This is a genomic window from Methylosinus sp. PW1 (assembly GCF_000745215.1).
In the GTDB taxonomy this organism is placed as follows: Bacteria; Pseudomonadota; Alphaproteobacteria; order Rhizobiales; family Beijerinckiaceae; genus Methylosinus.
This window is the reverse complement of sequence record NZ_JQNK01000009.1, coordinates 2,548,581-2,567,437: the sequence shown is the minus strand read 5'-3', so window position 1 is coordinate 2,567,437 and position 18,857 is coordinate 2,548,581. Positions and strand designations below refer to the sequence as shown.

The window sequence follows — 18,857 nt, the reverse complement described above, 5'->3', positions numbered from 1 at the left end:
CCCGCGGCCCGAGTGGGGCGGAAGGCCGCGAGTCTTCGGCTCCGCTTGTCGCCTTTAGGAGGCGACGACGCGAATCTTATTCTCCGCATGGCCGTGATGCGCATCCTCGAGATCGACAGCGCCCACTTCGCGCGTCTTCGAGTGATCGGCGGCGAGCACGAGATAGACCGCCGGGAGCACGAACAGCGTGAACAATGTGCCGATCGACAGGCCCGAGGCGATGACGAGGCCCATATTGTAACGCGAGGCCGCGCCGGCGCCGCTCGCCATGATGAGCGGCAGAACGCCGAGCACCATCGCCGCCGTCGTCATGAGGATCGGCCGCAGGCGGATCGACGTCGCTTCTATGATCGCCTCATATTTCGACTTGCCGAGATGCTGCTGCTCATTGGCGAATTCGACGATGAGAATGCCGTGCTTGCTGATGAGGCCCATCAGCGTCACGAGCCCCACCTGCGTGTAGATGTTGATGCTCGCGCCGCCGAAGCCCAGCATGATGAAGACCAGCGCGCCGGCGATCGACATGGGAACGGAGACGAGAATGATGAGCGGATCGCGGAAGCTCTCGAACTGCGCCGCGAGCGCCAGGAAGATGATGATGAGCGCGAAGCCGAAGGTCCCGGCGAAGCCGCTCGACTCCTGCACGAATTGCCGTGACGAGCCGGCATAGTCGATCGTGTAGGACGGCGGCAGCGTCTGCGCGGCGACTTCCTTCAGCGTCTCCAGCGCCTCGCCGGCGATGACGCCGGGAGCGGCGACGCCGGAGATGGTGAAGGAGTTGATCTGCTGGAAGTGATTGAGCGACTCCGGCACGACCATGGTCTCAAACTTCGCCACCGTCGACAGCGGCACGGAGGAGCCGTCCGCGGTCTTGATGTAATAGTTCAAGATCTGATCCGGATTGAGCCGGAACTGCTGCGCCATCTGCGGGATGACTTTGTAAGAGCGTCCGTCCAGGCCGAAATATTGCGTGTAGCCGCCGCTCAGCCCCGTCGTGAGCGCGCCGCCGACATCGAGCATCCGCAAGCCGAGCTGCGCCGTCTTCTCGCGATCGATGACGAGCGACATCTGCGGCTGGTCGATCTTCAGATCGGTGTCGAGGAACATGAACTTGCCCGTCGCGAGCGCCTTGGAGAGGAAGTCGCGCGAGATATCGTTCATCTTGTCGAATGTGTCGGTGCTCTGCACGACGAATTGAATCGGCAGACCATTGGAGCCCGGCAGCGGCGGCGGCTGGAAGGTGACGAGCCGTTGGCCCGGCACCGTCTGCGCGAGCTCCTGCTGCAGCGTCTGCTGCATCTGCTCGGCGGTGATCTTGCGCTTGTCCGACGGCGTGAGAACGAGGCCGCCGAAGATGAGGCCGGGCGTGACGATCTGGAAGGAACTCGTCATTTCAGGATGCTTGGCGAAGGTCTTGTAGACCTGATCGCCATAGAAGAGCTTCTGCTGCAGCGTCGCGTTGGGCGCCGAGGTGGATTGCGCGAAGACGACGCCTTGATCCTCATTGGGCGCGAGCTCGTTCTTCGAATTGGAATAGAGCCAAAAGATGCTCGCGAGCACGAGGCCGCCGAAGACGAGCGTCACCGGCACGAAATGCAGCGAGCGCTCCAGCAGGCTTCGATAGCGATCCTTCACCCAATCCATCTTGTCGTCGATGAATTCGACGATGCGCGTCTCCAATGTCTCATGGCCCGGCTGCGGCGGCTTCAGCACCAGCGCGCAGCTCACCGGCGACAGCGTCAGCGCGATGACCGCGGAGACCGTCACGGCTCCCGCCAGAGTGAAGGCGAATTCGACGAAGAGCGCGCCGGTGAGGCCCCCCTGAAAGCCGATCGGCACATAGACGGCGATCAGCACGATGGTCATCGCGATGATTGGACCGGCGAGCTCGCGCGCCGCCTGCAAAGCCGCCTCGAAAGGCTTCATGCCGTCGGCGAGATGGCGATTGACGTTTTCGACGACGATAATGGCGTCGTCGACGACGAGGCCGATGGCCAGAACCAGCGCCAGCAGGGTGAGCAGATTGATCGAGAAGCCGAGCGCCAGCAGGATGGTGAATGTGCCGATGAGCGACAGCGGGATGGCGATGATCGGTATGACCACCGAGCGCCAGGAGCCGAGGAACATGAACACGACGCCGGTGACGATGAGTATCGCCTCGATCAGCGTATGAATCACCTCGTCGATGGAGCTGTTCACAAAGTCGGTCGTGTCATAGACGATATCGCTGTTGAGGCCCTGCGGCAGCGATTTCAAAATGTCGGGATAGGCTTCTTTCACGCCTTTGACGACATCGAGGAGATTGGCGTTGGGCGCGACGAGAATGCCGATATAGACCGCCTGCTTGCCATTGAAGGCCACGGCGGATTCGTAATCCTCCGAGCCGAGCGTGACATTGGCGACGTCGCGCAGCTTCACATTGGCGCCGTTCACCTGCTTGACGACGAGATTGCGGAACTCCTCCAGCGAATGCAGCGAGGTGGCCGCGGTGAGCGTGACCTGCACCATCTCGCCCTTGGTCGAGCCGAGGCCGGCGATATAGTCATTGCCCTGCAGCGAGGCGCTGAGCTCGCTCGCGGTGAGGCCATAGGCGGCGAGCTTGACCGGATCGAGCCACGCCCGCAGCGCGAAGGTCTTGCCGCCGATGAGCTCGGCCGTCTGCACGCCCGGCACCGATTGCAGGCGCGGCTGCACGACGCGGATCAAATAATCGGTGACCTGGCTCGACGTCAGAATATCGCTATTGAAGCCGATATACATGGCGTCGGTGGTCTGGCCGATCTTCACCGTGATGACCGGCCGCTGCACGGCCGACGGCAGCTGATTGAGGACCGAGTCGATCTTGGTGCTGATCTCGGTCAGCGCCTTGCCGGAATCATAGTTGAGCCGCAGATTGGCGGTGATCGTGCTGGTGCCGACCTGGCTCGTCGAGGTGAGATAGTCGATGCCATTCGCCTGTGCGATGGCGTTCTCGAGCGGCGTGGTGACGAAGCCGGCGACGGTCGCCGGATCGGCGCCGAAATAAGAGGTCGTCACCGTGACGACGGCGTTTTGCGTGCGCGGATATTGCAGCGTCGGCAGGGTGAAGAGCGAGCGCAGGCCCAGCACCAGGATCAAGAGGCTCACCACGGAGGCGAGCACCGGGCGACGCACGAAAATGTCGGTGAAACGCATGTTCGTCGTCTCCGTTCACTGATCCACGGGCTTGGGATTGGGATCGACCGGCGGCTGCTGCGTGTCGGAAATATTCAGCGGCGAGCCGTTTCGCAGCTTCAGCTGCCCAGCGGTGACGACGGTCGCGCCCTCCGTCACGCCCTCCAGCACAGCGACCTCGTCGCCGCGCGTCGCGCCGAGGCGCACGAAAGCCTGATGCGCGGAAAGGCCCGGGCCTTTGTCATCCGGCTTCTGCACGAGAAACACCGAATTGCCGAAAGGCGCGTAGACGATCGCCGTCTGCGGCAGGGTGATGAGGCGCTCGGGCTTGCCGGTCACAATGTCGATCTGCGCGAACATGCCGGGCTTGAGCTCGAGATTGGAATTGGCGAGGCTGGCGCGCACCTGCACATTGCGGCTCGCCTGATCCACCTTGGAGTTGATCGCGACGATCTTGCCGGTGAATTTCTTGTTCGGAAACGCATCGACTCCGGCGTCGATCGATTGGCCGACCTCAATGCCGTTCAGCGCCTGCTGCGGCAGAGTGAAATCGAGATAGATTGGATCGAGCGCCTGCAGCGTCACGATGACGGAGCCGGCGCCGATATATTGGCCGAGATCGACCGCGCGAATGCCGAGCCGCCCGGCGAAGGGCGCGCGCAATGTCTTTTGCGCGATCACCGCCTCCTGCTGCGCGACTTCCGCCTCGGCGCTTTTGAGATTGGCTTGATCCGTGTCGACCGTCGCCTGGCTCGCGGCATGAATCTTCAGCTGCGCCTGATCGCGCCGCAGATTTATGCCGGCGAGATCGGCGGCCGCCTTTTGCGAGGCGAGCTTGGCGAGATCGGTGTCCTTGCGCAATTCCAGCAGCAGCTGGCCCGCCTCCACTTGCTGGCCGGATTGGAAGTGAATCTTCTCGACGATGCCGGAGGCCTCCAGCGAGAGATCGGCGCCGTTCACCGCGCGAAACGTGCCGACCGCGGTGAGCTTGGGCCGCCATTCCTGATAGCCCGCCGTCGTGACCGAGACGGTCTGCGGCGGATTGGCCATGGAGGCGAGAAAGCCCTTGATCATCACGCCGCGAAACACGTTGAAGCCATAGAGCGCGCCAAAGACGAGCCCGACGATCGCGAGCATGATCGCCATCGGCTTCGCCATTGGTCCGAAACGATCCTGCAGCAAGGTTCTAGCGACCATTTCGAGCATCCTCCGCCTGGGCTCTGATCGCCGCGGCGATCGGCGATGTAGCGATAATATCCGTGGGCTTGGCCTGCGAGGCCTCCGTTTCGTCCACGCGGTTCCACCAGCCGCCGCCGAGCGATTGCAGCAGCGCCGCCGTGTCGGCGAAGCGCGCCGCCTGCGCCTTCACGCGGTTGAGCCGCGCGGTGAGCAGAGTCTGCTCTGCGTTGAGCACGATCGAATAGGTCGTCGAGCCGGCGCGATATTGCGCGCGCGCGATCTCGAGGCTTTCCGCCGCGGCTTTTTCCGCCGCCACTTGCGCACGCAGCGTGCCGGCGTCGTGCTTTACCGCCTGCAGCGAATCCGCGACATTCTGAAAAGCGGTGATGACGGTGGAGCGATACTGCGCCTCCGCCTGCTCGAAGGCCGCGACCTTGGCCTCGCGCGTATGGAACAGCGAGCCGGCGTCGAAGGCCTTCGCCGAAGCCTGGGCGGCGAGCGTGTAGACCATTGTCTGCGGCGAGAACAAAGAGGTGAAGTTCGTCGCCTGCGCGCCGCCCGTCGCCGAGAGCGTGAATTGCGGCAGCATGTTCGCCGTGGCGACGCCGATCTCGGCGCTGGCCTGATGCAGCTGATTCTCGGAAGCGAGAATATCCGGCCGCTGGCGCACCAGAGTCGAAGGCAGGCTGACCGGCAATTCGCCCGGGAGGCGCAGGCCGGAGAGATCGACCGCCTCGCCTTTGTCGGCGTTGGGGAAGCGGCCGAGATAGGCCATCAGCAGATTGCGGTTCTGCGCCCGCGCCTTTTCCAGCGGTGGCAGCGTAGCCTGCGCCTGCGCGAGCTGCGCGCGCTCGGACAGCACATCCGCCTGGCTGACGGCGCCGAGCTCGAATCGCTTCTCGAGCAGATCGAGCTGCGTGCGATAGGCCGCGATGAGATCGCGCGTCACCTTGATCTGCGAGGCGTAGGAGGCGTCGGTGATGGCCGCGGTGACGACATTGGCGGTGAGCGCGAGATAGGTCGCCTCGAGCTGGAAGCGCTTCTGCTCGGCGGCGGCCGTGTCGCTCTCCAGCGTGCGCCAAGATTTTCCGAACACGTCCGGCGAGAAGGACACCGAAACATTGGCGTTGTGCAGGCCATAGACGAAAGTCGAGGCGGAGCTGGACGAGGAGGATGATGACGAGGACGACGAGCTCGAGGAGGCGAGGCTGCCGAATTGCGCCGTCGTCACCTGCTGCCGCGTATAGCTGTCGCCCAGCGTCGCCTGCGGCAGGAAGGTCGCCGAATTGGCCTCTATCGTCTCGCGCGCCTGCCGCAGCGCCGCCTCGGCCGCCATTATGTCCGGGTGATTCGCCACCGCCTCGGCCACGAGGGCGGATATCTGCTTGGAATGGAACAGCTTCCACCATTCGCCGGGCACATCGCGGCCATGCGCGAAGCGCTGCGCGGAGCCGCCGGCGGCCGCCGCGGATTCGGTGGAAGCGCCGATCTTGCCATAGCCAGCGCTCGCCGGAGCGGGAGGCGGAACAAAATCAGGCCCTACCGCGCAGGCGGATAGCGTCAGCGCTGCGACAGCAGCCGCGCCGCGGGCGGCGGCGGGCGGGAATCCCCAGTGAGGCGCGGTTTTCGCTTGTCGGAAGCGGCGTCGCGAAAATTTCGGCATGACCCTCTCGAAAACTGAACCGTTCAGTTTTAATATTAATGCAGAGCCCGGGTGTCAATGCTAAAACTGAACCGTTCAGTTTTTCCCGGGGATGGAAAGACGACGCAAAGGCTGAGACAAGGCCTGCGTGGGAATGAGGCGGAAGGAGGGACCGAATGACGGGGTTGGGCCTGAGCAAATGACCGAAGCAGCGGAGACGACCGCGCCGGCGCCGGCCACGGAGCATGTGCCGAATCGCAAGGAGTGTCAGATCCTCTCGGCAGCGCGCACTCAATTTTTGGAGCAGGGCTTCGCCGAGACGTCCATGGACGGAATCGCGCGCGCCGCGGGCGTGTCGAAGGCGACGCTCTACGCTTATTTCCCCAGCAAGGAAGCGCTGTTTCGCAATCTCATCGAGATCGAATGCAGCCAAAAATGCACCGACGTTCCCAAGCCCGATTTCGATCTCGGCGCCGAGCAGGCGCTACGCGAGCTCTGCGCGCACTTCGTCGCCCGCTTCCTGACGCGGGAATGGGCCGCTTTTTTCCAAGCGGTGTCGAGCGAGCGCTGGCGCTACCCCGAGCTTTGCCATCTCTATTTCAACAGCGGCAAGCAGAATGTCCTCGATCTCGTCGCCGGCTATCTCGACGAAGCGAAGGCGAAAGGCCTGCTCGCCTTCGACGACGCCCAAATGGCGGCGGAGCAATTGCTGCATCTCACCATCTCGGATTTGCCCATGCGCGTCGCGCTGGGATTGGAGCTACGCAGCGAGGCCGAGTATCAGCGCGTGATGGAGTCCGGCCTCGCCGTGTTCTTGAAGGCCTATGCGCCTTAGCGCTCCGGCCTCTCTCGCCTAATGCGCAGGCCCCATCGCGCGGCGGCAGGCGCTCTCGCATTCCTTGCAGACATCCGCGCAGATGCGACAATGCTCGTGATGCTTGGCGTGGCGTCGACACTCCTTCTCGCAGGCGCGACACATATCGACGCAGGCCTGTAGAATGGCGCGCATCGCCGTCTCATCCGTCGCGCTGCGTCGCGAAGCGATGGCGCCCGCCGCGAGGCATATGTCGGCGCAATCCTGATCGAGCCTTATGCAACGACGAAGATCGGCGACATTCTCCTCGGCGAGGCAGGCGTCGGCGCAGACGGCGCAGGCCTGCGCGCAATCGAAGCAGGCTTCGACGCAACCGACGAGCGCGGCGTCGGCGCGGCCGCGCATTTGCGGATGGCTGGCGATGATGGCTTCCACATGCATGAGGCGTCCTCCTTTTTCATTCACGATTTGGCCGAATGCTCCGGCTTGCCCTTTCGCTTGGTCGCTGCGAATTCCTCGAGCTGCTTCTCCGTCATGGAGTCGAGCATGGAGCGCGAGGCTCCTTTGAGCTCGCTCTTTGGAATCTCGCCGCGCTTGGCCGCTAGCGCGGCGCCGGCGGCCATTTGCTGAGCCTTTGATTTGGCGGGCATGGTCTCTCCTCCCTTCGACGCCACGCGCCGCGGGAAGGCGACGCGGAGCGGAGGATAACCCCTTTGCGCCGGAGAGGTTCCTTCAGCCGCGCCGCGGCATGCTCCAGCGCGGCGCGCGGCCGCCGCTCGCCAGATAGACGCCGACGGACACGCAGAGCAACGCGATCTGCTCTATCGGCGAAGGGATTTCGCCGAGCAGAGGAACGGCGATCAGCGCCGCCATGGGCGGCACGAGAGCCGAAAAGGCCGCGCCCGCCGAAGCGCCGAGCAGCTCAATGCCTTTGCCAAAGAGAAACAGCGCCACGATCGACACGATGACGCCTTGAAACAAGGTCTGAATCACAATGTCGTGCAGCGGCGCGTCCATTCCATGCAAGCCGTGAAAGGCGAGATAGAGCGGCCCATAGAGAATGAGCGAGCCTGTCGAGACCAGCGCCGCGGCATGCAGAGAATCGAGGCCCGACGCGCGCAGCACGATCGCATAGCCGGCCCAGATGAAAGCCGCGGACAAAAGCAGAATATGCCCGAGCTGCGTCTCGCCGAATGACAATGCGTCCGGACCCGCTATCGCGGCGCCGCCGAGCGCGATGAGCGCATAGCCGATGAGTCGGCTCACGGTGAAGCGCTCCCGCGTGAGCAGAAACGACAGCAGCGCGACGAAGAGCGGCATGGAGCCCGGCAGCAGCGCGCCCGCATGAGCGACCGGCGCGAGCTTGAGCCCACTGGCGGCGACGAGCACATAAGGCGCGCCGGCGCTGCAGACGAGAATGAGGAGGCGCAGCGGGCCGAGCCGCTCGAGCGCAAGCCCTTTGCGCAGCACGACGGGAAGCAGCAGCACGCCGGCGGCGCCGAAGCGCAGCATTGTGAGATCATAGACCGAGAGCGTCGTCGTCACGCCGAGCCGCGTGACGACGAGCCAGGTCGCCCAAATGGTGACGGCGGAAACGCCGAACATCGCGCCCGTGGCGTATCGCGCCGTCTGCGGAGCGCTTTCGGCGACACCATCGCTCATCTTCCTCATCCTTAAACTCGAAAGCTCGTGGCGACAGCTCTTAACGGAGAGCGGGCGAAAGCGCAGCTTCTATCTTTCGCCATATTTTCGTCGCGGCCGCGTTTGACCTCGCTCATCGCTGCGCCATCTCACACCAATGTCTTCCTATCTGCCCATAGGCGAGCTGTTCCTGCTCGGCTTCCGCACGCCGCATGCGCCGCCCTGGCTGCGCGATTTCGCGCGCGATTATGGGCTCGGCGGCGTCATCCTCTTCGATTACGACTGCACGGATCGCAAATATGAGCGCAATATTTTCGATCCCGCGCAGGTGAAGGCGCTCTGCGCGGAGATTCACGCGCTGCCGACGCGGCCGCTGATCTTCATCGATCAAGAGGGCGGCAAGGTGCGGCGGCTGAAGGAGGAGCGCGGCTTCGCGCCGCTGCCGAGCGCACGCCAATTCGGCCGGCTGACGGCGCAAGAGCGGCTCGACGCGCTGCGTCCCGCCTATGCGGAATTACGCGATCTCGGCATTGACGCCGATCTCGCGCCCGTCGTCGATCTCGACATAAATCCCGATAGTCCCGACATTGGCTCGGCGCAGCGCAGCTTCTCCGCCGATCCGCGCGTCGTCGAGGATTGCGTCGCCACGCTGATCGAGGTCGCGCGCGCGACCGGGCTGAAACTGTGCCTGAAACATTTTCCCGGCACGGGCGGCGCCAAGGTCAATCCACACGATCATGTGATGGATCTCTCCGATTGCATCACCGACACACAGGTGAAGATCTTCGAGACTCTGGCGCCGAGCGTTCCCATGGTTCTGTTCAGCCATGGCGTCGTGAATCAGTGGGAGAAGGACACGCCCTGCTGTCTTTCTTCCGTCGCCATTCGCAAATTGCGGCAATGGGCGCCGGGCGCTGTGATATTGACCGACGACCTTCAGATGCAAGGCGTGCAAAAGCTGATGACCACGGGCGAAGCCGCATTATGCGCATTACGCGCGGGCGCAGATTTCATTCTCATCGGCAATAATATGAAAGACGAGCAGGCGGAGTCGGCGCGCTATGCGCAAAATCTCCTCGACGCCTGCGCGAAGGACGCTTCGCTCGGCGACAATGCGCGCGCCGCGATCGAGCGCATCCGGCGCCTCAAGGCGTGACGCGCGCGCCTCACCATTGCTCGGCGGAGCGCTCGCCGGCGACCCAGGTCGAAACGATGCGAAGGCTCTGCGGATCGAAGGCCGTCATATCGGCGCGATAGCCGGCGACGAGCCGGCCGAGCCTTTTGCCGAGCCCCAGAAAATTCGCCGGATTGGCGGAGGCGAGAACGAGCGCCCGCTCGAGCGGAAGATCGAGCAGCGCGACGCAATTGCGCACGGCGCTCGCCATATCCAGCGAAGCGCCGGCGAGCGTCCCCTCCTCCGTCACGCAGCGTCCGTTCTCGACGAGAATCTCCCTGCCCTGCAGGACGAATCCGCGTCCGTCGCCGCCGACCGGCGGCATTGCGTCGGTGACGAGCATGGGATGGCCGAGGCCGGCGCGCAGAGCGAGGCGCAAGATCGCCGGATCGACATGCTCGCCATCGACGATGAGGCCGTAAGACGCGGCCGAAGAGTCGAGCGCCGCCGCGATCGGCCCCGGCTCGCGGCTGGCGAGGGGGCGCATTGCGTTGAAGAGATGGGTGAAGCCGGTCAGACCTTCCGCCATTGCGGCGCGCGTCTGCGCGTAATTCGCCATCGAGTGGCCGAGCGCGACTTTGCAGCCGGCCGCGACGAGCTCGGCGACGAAGCCCGGCGGCGTCTCCTCCGGCGCGAGAGTGACGAGCGACACGCCGCCCGGCGGCGGCGCGAGCATCTCGATATGATGCGGCGAAGGCGCGCGGCGAAGATCGGCGCGATGCACGCCGAGTCGCTCCGGCGAGATGAAGGGTCCTTCGAAATGCACGCCGAGCACGCCGGGCGCATGTGGGAGAATCTCCGCCACGGCGCGCGCGGCCGCGATCATCTTCTCATCCGTGTCGGTGATGAGAGTCGGCAGCAGCGAGGTCGTGCCGAATTTGCGATGCGCCCGAACGATGGTCGCGATCGTCTCCGGCGTCGGCGAATCATTGAACAGAACATCGCCGCCGCCATTCACCTGAATATCGATGAAGCCCGGCGCGAGCCAAACGCCTTTCGGCAGCTCGAGCACATCGGCGCCGCGCGGAATCTCGCGACGCAGAATGAGCGAGACGATGTTCTCGCCCTCTATCACCACCGCGCAATCGCGATGCGCCGTTTCGCCGTCGAAGACGACATCGGCGGCGATCGTTCGGCGCGCCTCCTCGCTCATCGCGTGCGCGTCACCTTCTGCAAATGGCGCGGACGATCGACATCGACGCCGCGCGCCGCGGCGAGCCGCGCCGCCATGGCGTAAAAGCTCTGAATGAGGCAGATGGCGTCGGTCTCTGGATGATCGGATGCGATCGTCGGCAGGCGATTGCGCGTCTCGTCCTCGCGATCCGTCGTGAACAGAGCCGCGCCTTTGCCGCGCAAATCCTCGGCAAGGCGACGCATGCCGCTCGCCGCCTCGTCTGTCGGCGTCAGCATCAGGATCGGATAGAGCGGCGAGACGAGCGACACCGGCCCATGCATGAATTCCGCGGCGCTGAACGCCTCCGCATGGAGATTGGCGGTCTCCTTCAGCTTCAGCGCCGCCTCGCGCGCTATGGCCAGAGTCGGCCCGCGTCCGATTGTGACGAGACTTTCCGCGCGTGAGAAAGCGTCCACCATTCGCGACCAATCGAGCTCGGCCGCGCGCGCGAGCCGCTCCGGCAGACGCGCGAGCGCGTCCTCGAGCGCGCGATCCTGCGACCATAGCGCGACGAGACGCGCCAGCGCGGCGAGCGAGGCGATGAAGGTCTTCGTCGCCGGCACCGCGAATTCCGGCCCTGCGGCCATTGGCAGAACGAACTCGCATTGCGCGGCGAGCTCGCTCTCGACCTCATTGACGAGGCAAGCGGTGACAGCGCCGCTGCGGCGCGCGGCGGCGGCCTGCTCTATGAGATCATTGCTGCCGCCCGATTGCGAGATCGCGAGAAAGAATTGGCCGTCGAGGCGCAGCGCGCCGCCATAGACGCTGGAGATGTTCGGCGCGGCGGAAGCGACCGGCAGGCCGAGTCCGCGCTCTATGAGATGCTTTGCGAATGTCGCCGCATGAGCGGAGCTGCCGCGCGCGCAAGTGACGACGACGCGCGGATCGACATTGCGCAAGCGCGCGACGAGCGGCGCGAGGCGAGGGGCGATGAGCTCTCGTTGTCGCGCGACCGCCTGCGGCGCCTCGCGCGCTTCGATCGCCATTTGATTGTCTTGCATGGTCATCGGCGGCTCTGCTGCAGCTCTGTCACGCCCCCCGCCCGCGTCCTTATGGCACGGGAGCGCGCGTCGCGCGAGCGCGAAATCCTTTGCGCGGCAGCGCCTTCGCTTGCGAATTCGACTGCGGAGGACGAACTGTTGCGTAAGGAGGACCACATGGAAACGGAACGTCCGAGCCCACGCTATTCGTCGATCGACGCATGGGAGCCGCGCGAGATTCTCGACGCCATGATCGAAGGGCAGTTCGCCGCCGTCGCCGCCGTGCGCGCGGCGCGTCCTGCGATGGAAGCGGCGGCGCTCGCGGTGGTGCGGCGCCTCGCGCGCGGCGGACGCATCGTCTATGTCGGCGCCGGAACATCGGGCCGGCTCGCTGTGCAGGACGGCGCCGAGCTGACGCCGACCTTCAGCTGGCCGCAGGAGCGCCTGCTGCTGCTGATGGCGGGCGGCGACGATGCGCTGCTGAAAGCCGTGGAAGGCGCGGAAGACGAGGCCGAGCGCGGCGCCGAGCTGATGCGCCGCCATGCGATCGGCGAGGCCGATGTCGTCATCGCCGTCGCGGCGAGCGGCACGACGCCCTTCACCCTCGCCTGCCTGCGCGAGGCGGCGCGCCATGGCGCCTTGACGATCGGCGTCGCCAATAATCACGACGCGCCGCTGCTCGCCGAGGCGGAGCATGCGGTGTTTCTCGACACGGGATCGGAAGCGATCGCCGGCTCGACGCGCATGAAGGCCGGCACGGCGCAGCGCGTCGCGCTGCTGATGCTGTCGTCACTGGTGATGATCCTGCAGGGCCGCGTCTATGAAGGGCTGATGGTCGATGTGCAGGCGTCGAACAAGAAGCTCGCGCGTCGCAGCGAGCGCATTCTGGCGCGGCTCACCGGACGCGAGAGCAAGGAGATCGACACGGCGCTGCGTCGCGCGGGCGGCAGCGTCAAGCTGGCCTATCTGCTGCTCGAAGGCCATGGACTCGGCGAAGCGCGCGCCGCGCTCGAAGGATCGCGCGGCCATTTGCGCCGGGCGGTGGAGGCGCTCGCCGGCGCGCCGGCCGAGGGAGGGAAAAAATCCGGCGCGTTGGAGCCTCATCGGCCCGAATTTTGATGCGTCTTCGATGAAGAGGTATAAATAAATATTCGCCGGAAAGGATTCGCGAGAGCCATGACAGTCAACAAGATCGACGCGCTGCTGGCGCTTCGCAGCGAAGGACGTTTCCTGGTCGGACGTGATCGCATCAAGCTTTTGGAGGCGGTCGCCGAATATGGAAGCATCACCAAGGCGGCGAAGGTCGTCGGCTTCAGCTATAAGACGGCCTGGGATGCTGTGAACGCCATCAATAATCTTCTGCCCAGCCCCGCCTTTGTGACAAAGGCCGGCGGCCGCTCCGGCGGCGGCGCGGAAGTGACGACGGAAGGGCGCCGGCTCATCGCCACTTTTCATCGGCTGGAGGAGCGCCTGTCGCGCATTTCCTCGCTCATCGCCGAGGAAGGGCTCGAGGATCAGGATGATTTTCTCCTTTGGAGCGTGGGCGTAAAAATTTCTGCGCGCAATGTATTCCAGACGGAAGTCGTCTCGGTGAAGAAATGGCCGGTCGATGTCGAGGTGACGCTGCGCGTTTCGCCGGAGACCTCCATTCACGCCATCGTCACCAATGACTCGGCGGTGGAGCTCGGCCTCGAGCCGGGACGCAAGACGCTGGCGCTGATCAAATCCTCCTTCGTTCATCTCACCACGCCCGAGCACACGCCCCCCGGCGTGCGCAATCAGTTCGTCGGCGTGGTGCGGCGGCGAATCGACGCAGAGCGCAACAGCGAGGTTCTGCTCGACATTGGCGCGGGCAAGACGATGCACGCCGTCGTGCCGCGCCAGACGGCGGAAGACCTCGGCCTCACCGAGGGCGAGCGAGCCGTCGCCAGCTTCAGCCCGACCGACGTCATCCTCGCGGTCGACTGACAATCGAATTCCCTACCGCTGGTAGAAAGATCAATCGGCGGGCTACCCGCCGATAAAATGAGCGCTCGCGTCGATTGACACGCCCGCGGCGGCGCTTTTATGTTTTCATTATGTATCGCCTAAACATAGCGAGTCGCCTCGCCCTCCGCCCCAGCCGCCGCAATGTGCTGGCGGCCCTCCCTTCCGCGCTCGGCGTCGCTCTGCTCGGCAGGCCGGCGCGGGCGGCGGACGAGCGCCTCATCGTCGTCACCTCCTTCCCGGAAGAGCTGACGACTCGCTATGAGGCGGAGTTCGAGAAGCTCTATCCCGGCGTCCATGTCCAATTCGTCTGGAAGCAGTCGCGCGACGCGCTCGCTCTGCTGAGCGACAAGGATCAGGGCGGCGCCGATGTCTATTGGGCGCCCGCTTTGGGAAACTTCCCTATATTGCGAGATCGCGGCGCCTTTCAGAAATTCTCGGTCGATCGCGCCGCCCTGCCCGGTCGGCTCGGCGATCAGCTTCTCTCGGACCCTAATGGACTGTTCGAGGCCTATGACGTCGCCGGCTATGGGATCGTGGTCGATCCGCCCGCGCTCGCGCGCGATGGGCTGAAGCCGCCCAAGAGCTGGAGCGACCTCGCCTCCCCCGCCTATGCCGGCCGCATCGTCATGCCGATTCCGGCCAAGGTGGGCTTCTCGCCGGCGCTCTATGACATCGTGCTGCAGTCGGAGGGCTGGGAGCGCGGCTGGGCGCTGCTCGCCGAGATCGCCGGCGGCGCGGAGCTGCTGGGCTCCGGCTCCGGCCCGACGGCGAGCGTCAAGGACGGCCATGCGGCGCTCGGCCTGACCATCGACTTCTTCGCCTTCAACGCGCTGGCCAATGGCGAATCCATCTCCTTCGTCTATCCGGAGAAGACCGCCTTTCTGCCAGCCCATATCGCCATCACGGCGAGCACGCAGCGTTTTTCGGCGGCCCAGGCATTCGTCGATTTCGCGCTCTCTTCCAAGGGCCAGAAGCTGATGATGGAGGCCGACAGCAGCCGCCATCCGGCCCGGCCGGACGCCTATGAAGGCAAGCCGGCGGCGGTGGTCGATCCCTTCGCCCTGCCGCCGGGAACCTTCTACCCCTATGACGCCGAGATCGGCCGACGGCGGCCCGGCGTCGTCGGCGTGATGTTCGATCTCGCCATTACAGAGCGCCACGCCGAGACGCAGCGCCTGTGGCGCGCCATTCACGCCGCCGAGGCGCGGCTCGCCGCCGCCCCCGACTCCGCAGGCGCCGCCGCTGTGGCGAAGGCGCGCAAGCTCGCCGGCTTCACGCCTATTTCCGAGGCGCAGGCGAAAGATTCCGCATTTCTCGATCGTTTTTCCAGCCGCGAGCTGAAGGACGGCGATCTCGCCGCCCGTTGGCGCGCAGAAATTGCATCGGCCCGAGCCGAGGCGCTGAGCCTCGTCGCTTCCGCCGAGCCGCGTCTGTGAGGCGGCGGCTTCTCCTTCCATTGGCGCTGCTTTTTCTTTCCGCCGGCGCGCCCTATGAGAATCCCAAGCTCGACGGCGACGCTTTCTCCCGGCCCCTGGCCGGGCTGGACGAGGGTTTTCTGCGCGGCTTCCGGCAGGGGAGCGCGCTGTTCCATCAGGCCTGGGTGATCGGCCCCTCGCAGGATCAGACCGAGATCACAGGGCTGGGACCGCTCTATAATCGGCTCTCCTGCATCGCCTGCCATGTGAAGAACGGCCGCGGCCCGGCGCCGGACCCGGAGAATGGGATCGCCCGCGCCATGGTGGTGCGGCTCGGACCGCCCGGCCGCGACGCGCATGGCGGCCCGCTGCGCCATCCGGCCTATGGCGGGCAGCTCAATCCGGAGGGCAATCCGGGCGTGCCGGGCGAGGGCCGCGCGATCGTGACCTTCGACGAGATCGAGACGCGCCTTTCCGACGGCGAGACCGTCTCGCTGCGCCGCCCGCGCCTTTCGTTTCGCGACCTCGCCTATGGGCCGCTCGACGACAATGTGCGGATTTCGCTGCGCAACGCGCCGCCGGTTTTCGGCCTCGGCCTGCTCGAGGCCGTGCCGGACGACGAGATAATGCGCCATGCGGTGGGCCAGGGCCGCGGCCGGCCGAACCATGTCTATGACATGGCGGCCGGCCGCATCGCGCTGGGCCGCTTCGGCCTCAAGGCCAATCAGCCGGATTTGCGGCAGCAGATCGCCAACGCCTTCGCCGAGGATATCGGCATCTCCTCCTATCTCTTCCCCGAGCCCAATTGCACTGCTGCGCAGCCGGAATGCCGCGCGGCCGCGGGACAAGAGATCGAGCTCACCTACACGCGGCTCGAGGCCTCGCTCGCCTATATGCGCGGCCTCGCCGTGCCGGCGCGCCGCAATCAGGACGATCCGCGCGTCGCCAAAGGCGAGGCGCTGTTCCGCGAGATCGGCTGCTCCGCCTGCCATCGCGAGACGATGAAGCTCGGCCCGGTCGGCTTCGCGCCCTGGCTGAGCGGGGCGGAGATTCATCCCTATGGCGATCTCCTGCTGCACGACATGGGCGAAGGGCTCGCCGATGGGCGCGAGGATTTCGAAGCCGGCCCGCGCGACTGGCGCACGCCGCCGCTCTGGGGCCTCGGACTCGCCGGCCGCTTTGGAACGCCCGCGGATTTCCTCCACGACGGCCGCGCCCGCACCGTCACGGAGGCGATCCTCTGGCACGGCGGAGAGGCGGAGGACGCAGCGCGGCGGTTTCGCGGACTGACGCGCGCGGAGCGGGGAGAGCTGCTCGCATTTTTGGGGTCGCTCTGAGGGAGCGCGGAATCTGCCCCCTCTCCCACGAAGCGGGGGCGGCCCGGGGAGGGGGTGGCGGGATGATGGGACAATCGGGGGAAGAACGATGAAACTCAGCAAATTCGCGCCCTTGGGCGCCGCCAGCGTCGCCGCGCTCATCGCAAGCGGCGCGGCGCTCGCCGGCGAGCAGCCGCAACCTTTCGATCTCGGCGAGATTCACGTCGGCGCCGAGCACAGGACCGCTCCGCCCGACAAGAAGAAGGACGATGGTCCGGCGCCTCTGCAGAATACCGATTCCTATGGCGGCGTGACCATCAGCAACCGCCAGAACGAGACCTTCCAGCGCGATTCGCTCGATCGCGCCGTCAATCTCGCCGCCGGCGTCGTCAGCAATTCCACCGGTGGCACGCGCAATGAGCAGAACATCTATGTGCGCGGCTTCGACCGCTGGCAGGTGCCGCTCACCATCGACGGCGTGCGCGTCTATCTGCCGGCCGACAATCGGCTCGATTTCGCGCGCTTCATGACGCCGGACGTCGCCTCGGTGCAGATCGCCAAGGGCTATGTCTCGGTGCTGGACGGCCCGGGCGGCATGGGCGGCCAGATCAATCTCGTCTCCCGCAAGCCCACCAAGGCGATAGAGGGCGAGCTGCGCACCGGCCTCGAGTTCGGCCGCGACGGCAGCTATGAGGGCATAAAGACCTATGCGCTGCTCGGCACGAAGCAGGACAATTATTATCTGCAGCTCAGCGGCTCCTGGCGCGATCTGCGCGGCTGGATGCTGCCGGAGAGCTACACGCCGACCAATAATCAGGGCGACGGCTTCCGCGGCAATTCGGGAACCTATGATTGGAGCCTGAACGCCAAGGCCGGCTACACGCCCAACGACACCGACGAATATTCGCTGAGCTTCATCCGCCAGGACGGCAAGAAGGGCGCGCCCTATCACACCACCGACGGGCTCGCCAGCCAGCGCTATTGGCGCTGGCCCTATTGGCGCGTGCAGAATCTCTATTTCCTGTCCAACACCAAGATCGGCGATTCGTCCTATGTGAAGACCAAGGCCTATTGGAGCAAGTTCGACAACGATCTCTTCTCCTACAACGACCCCTTCCTGACCTATCAGTCCTCGGCCAAAGCTTTCCGCAGCTATTACCAGGATTATGCGCTCGGCGCGGACATAGAGGCGGGGCATGATTTCGGCGATGTGGACACGCTGAAGATCGCCGGCCACTATCGCTTCGACGAGCACGCCACCTGGCAGGAATATTACGGCGTCAATGTCGCCAATAAATCGACCGGATGCGTCATCAACGTCATCTGCTTCACCCAGCCGCTGGTCTACACGCAGGAAGACACTTATTCGATCGCCATCGAGAACACCTTTCATCCGACCAAGGACATAGATCTCGTCGGCGGCTTCGCCTACGACTGGCGCCATCTGCGCAAGGCGGATGATTTCGTGGTCGACACGGGCGTCATCGGCTATCAGCTGCGGGATGTGCAGGCGCCCAATTTCCAGGGCGCGGCGATCTGGCGCTACAGCGACACCAACAAAGTCTATTTCAACGTCTCCGACCGCGAGCGCTTCCCGACGATTTTCGAGCGTTTCAGCTCGCGTTTCGGCGGCGCCACCTCCAACCCCGGCCTGATGCCCGAGCGCGCGATCAATTTCGATCTCGGCTGGGCGAGCGAATTCGCGCCGGGCAGCCGCATTCAATTGGACGCCTTCCACTCCATCGTCCGCAATCTCATCCAATCCGTGCCGGCGCCCGCCTATGGCGCGAGCGTCACCCAGAGCCAGAACGTCGGCGACGCCAGCTTCTGGGGCGGGGAGGTCACGGTCGATTATCGCGCCTCCGACGAGCTGTCGCTGGGCGGCAATCTGACGCTGATGCGCCGCTCGGTCTATGCGCCTTACATCCTCAACTTCCAGCCGACGGGCGTGCCGGACGGCAAGCTGTTCCTCTACGCCGGCTGGCGGCCGCTCGAAGGGCTGACGCTGACGCCGAATGTCGAGATGAACAGCAATCGCTGGACCTCGAACACGGCGGGGACGATCTATTATCGGACGGGCGCGTACTTCCTGGCCAATTTCACGGCCGAATATCAGCTCCATCCGAACTTCAAGATCGAAGGCGGCGTGCGCAACATGTTCGACACCGCCTACACCTTCACCGACGGCTATCCAGAGGCGGGACGCAGCTTCTTCCTCGGCGCCAAGGCGACGTTCTAGAGCGCTTGCCGATCCGAGCGGGTTGAATGACGCTCCAACGGCTCGCGGGGCGCTCCGGCCCCGACGGCGACGCTTTGCAAGCGCGCGCGGCGCGGCTACCAATGGGGAAAAGGGGCGCGGGTGATTCGTTTTCGCCGCGTT

Annotated in this window: 15 protein-coding genes; 7 read left to right on the top strand and 8 right to left on the bottom strand. The window is 65.0% G+C overall.

All coding sequences use genetic code 11. The annotated features are described in order from the left end of the window. Positions 1-54 precede the first annotated feature (54 nt). From K369_RS21760 to K369_RS21750, 3 genes are read right to left on the bottom strand one after another with little or no spacing between them, the layout of a single operon-like run. Complete coding sequence (locus K369_RS21760) at positions 55-3,174, bottom strand: efflux RND transporter permease subunit (protein WP_036294153.1); 3,120 nt, start codon at positions 3,172-3,174, stop codon at positions 55-57. Positions 3,175-3,189: 15 nt separating this feature from the next. After that, positions 3,190-4,350, bottom strand: a complete 1,161-nt coding sequence (locus tag K369_RS21755; RefSeq protein ID WP_036296180.1) for an efflux RND transporter periplasmic adaptor subunit — start codon at positions 4,348-4,350, stop codon at positions 3,190-3,192. Continuing rightward, positions 4,340-5,995 carry an efflux transporter outer membrane subunit gene (locus K369_RS21750; protein WP_036294151.1) on the bottom strand — a complete coding sequence of 552 codons (1,656 nt, stop codon included), beginning with the start codon at positions 5,993-5,995 and terminating at the stop codon, positions 4,340-4,342. Before K369_RS21750 ends, K369_RS21755 begins: the two co-directional genes overlap by 11 nt. Positions 5,996-6,173: 178 nt before the next feature. Between K369_RS21750 and K369_RS21745 the strand changes: the two genes are divergently transcribed. After that, positions 6,174-6,809 (top strand): TetR/AcrR family transcriptional regulator, encoded by a 636-nt coding sequence (locus K369_RS21745; RefSeq protein ID WP_036294148.1) that lies wholly within the window; start codon positions 6,174-6,176, stop codon positions 6,807-6,809. Positions 6,810-6,827: 18 nt separating this feature from the next. Here the strand turns inward: K369_RS21745 and K369_RS21740 are convergent, their stop codons facing one another. The 3 genes from K369_RS21740 to K369_RS21730 all read right to left on the bottom strand — a co-directional run bounded on the left by K369_RS21740 (position 6,828) and on the right by K369_RS21730 (position 8,450). After that, positions 6,828-7,229, bottom strand: a complete 402-nt coding sequence (locus tag K369_RS21740) for a four-helix bundle copper-binding protein (RefSeq protein WP_026191522.1) — start codon at positions 7,227-7,229, stop codon at positions 6,828-6,830. 20 nt (positions 7,230-7,249) lie between these two features. After that, positions 7,250-7,438 carry a DUF3008 family protein gene (locus tag K369_RS21735; protein ID WP_018266943.1) on the bottom strand — a complete coding sequence of 63 codons (189 nt, stop codon included), beginning with the start codon at positions 7,436-7,438 and terminating at the stop codon, positions 7,250-7,252. 82 nt (positions 7,439-7,520) lie between these two features. After that, entirely contained in the window at positions 7,521-8,450 is a 930-nt protein-coding gene (locus tag K369_RS21730; RefSeq protein WP_036294145.1) for a DMT family transporter, read from the bottom strand. Positions 8,451-8,586: 136 nt separating this feature from the next. On the opposite strand from K369_RS21730, the gene K369_RS21725 reads away from it, so the two are divergent. Continuing rightward, positions 8,587-9,585, top strand: coding sequence for a glycoside hydrolase family 3 N-terminal domain-containing protein (locus K369_RS21725; protein ID WP_051949461.1), 999 nt, complete (start codon positions 8,587-8,589; stop codon positions 9,583-9,585). Between the two features lie 10 nt (positions 9,586-9,595). Here K369_RS21725 and nagA read toward each other — a convergent pair whose 3' ends face one another. Together nagA and K369_RS21715 are read right to left on the bottom strand one after the other, a co-directional pair. Next, entirely contained in the window at positions 9,596-10,756 is a 1,161-nt protein-coding gene (gene nagA / locus K369_RS21720) for an N-acetylglucosamine-6-phosphate deacetylase (RefSeq protein WP_036294142.1), read from the bottom strand. Then, entirely contained in the window at positions 10,753-11,784 is a 1,032-nt protein-coding gene (locus K369_RS21715) for an SIS domain-containing protein (protein ID WP_036294139.1), read from the bottom strand. Before K369_RS21715 ends, nagA begins: the two co-directional genes overlap by 4 nt. 45 nt (positions 11,785-11,829) lie before the next feature. Between K369_RS21715 and K369_RS21710 the strand changes: the two genes are divergently transcribed. The 5 genes from K369_RS21710 (at position 11,830) to K369_RS21690 (ending at position 18,716) form a co-directional block, all read left to right on the top strand. After that, a complete protein-coding gene (locus K369_RS21710; protein ID WP_256380999.1) occupies positions 11,830-12,876 on the top strand; it encodes an N-acetylmuramic acid 6-phosphate etherase in 1,047 nt (348 codons plus the stop codon). Positions 12,877-12,933: 57 nt separating this feature from the next. Beyond that, positions 12,934-13,725, top strand: coding sequence for a TOBE domain-containing protein (locus tag K369_RS21705; RefSeq protein ID WP_036294132.1), 792 nt, complete (start codon positions 12,934-12,936; stop codon positions 13,723-13,725). Between the two features lie 110 nt (positions 13,726-13,835). After that, entirely contained in the window at positions 13,836-15,182 is a 1,347-nt protein-coding gene (locus K369_RS21700) for an ABC transporter substrate-binding protein (protein ID WP_036294128.1), read from the top strand. 20 nt (positions 15,183-15,202) lie between these two features. After that, positions 15,203-16,498, top strand: coding sequence for a di-heme oxidoredictase family protein (locus K369_RS21695; protein WP_245278266.1), 1,296 nt, complete (start codon positions 15,203-15,205; stop codon positions 16,496-16,498). An 88-nt stretch (positions 16,499-16,586) separates the two neighbouring features. Beyond that, positions 16,587-18,716 (top strand): TonB-dependent receptor, encoded by a 2,130-nt coding sequence (locus K369_RS21690; protein ID WP_036294122.1) that lies wholly within the window; start codon positions 16,587-16,589, stop codon positions 18,714-18,716. The last annotated feature ends 141 nt before the right edge of the window (positions 18,717-18,857 follow it).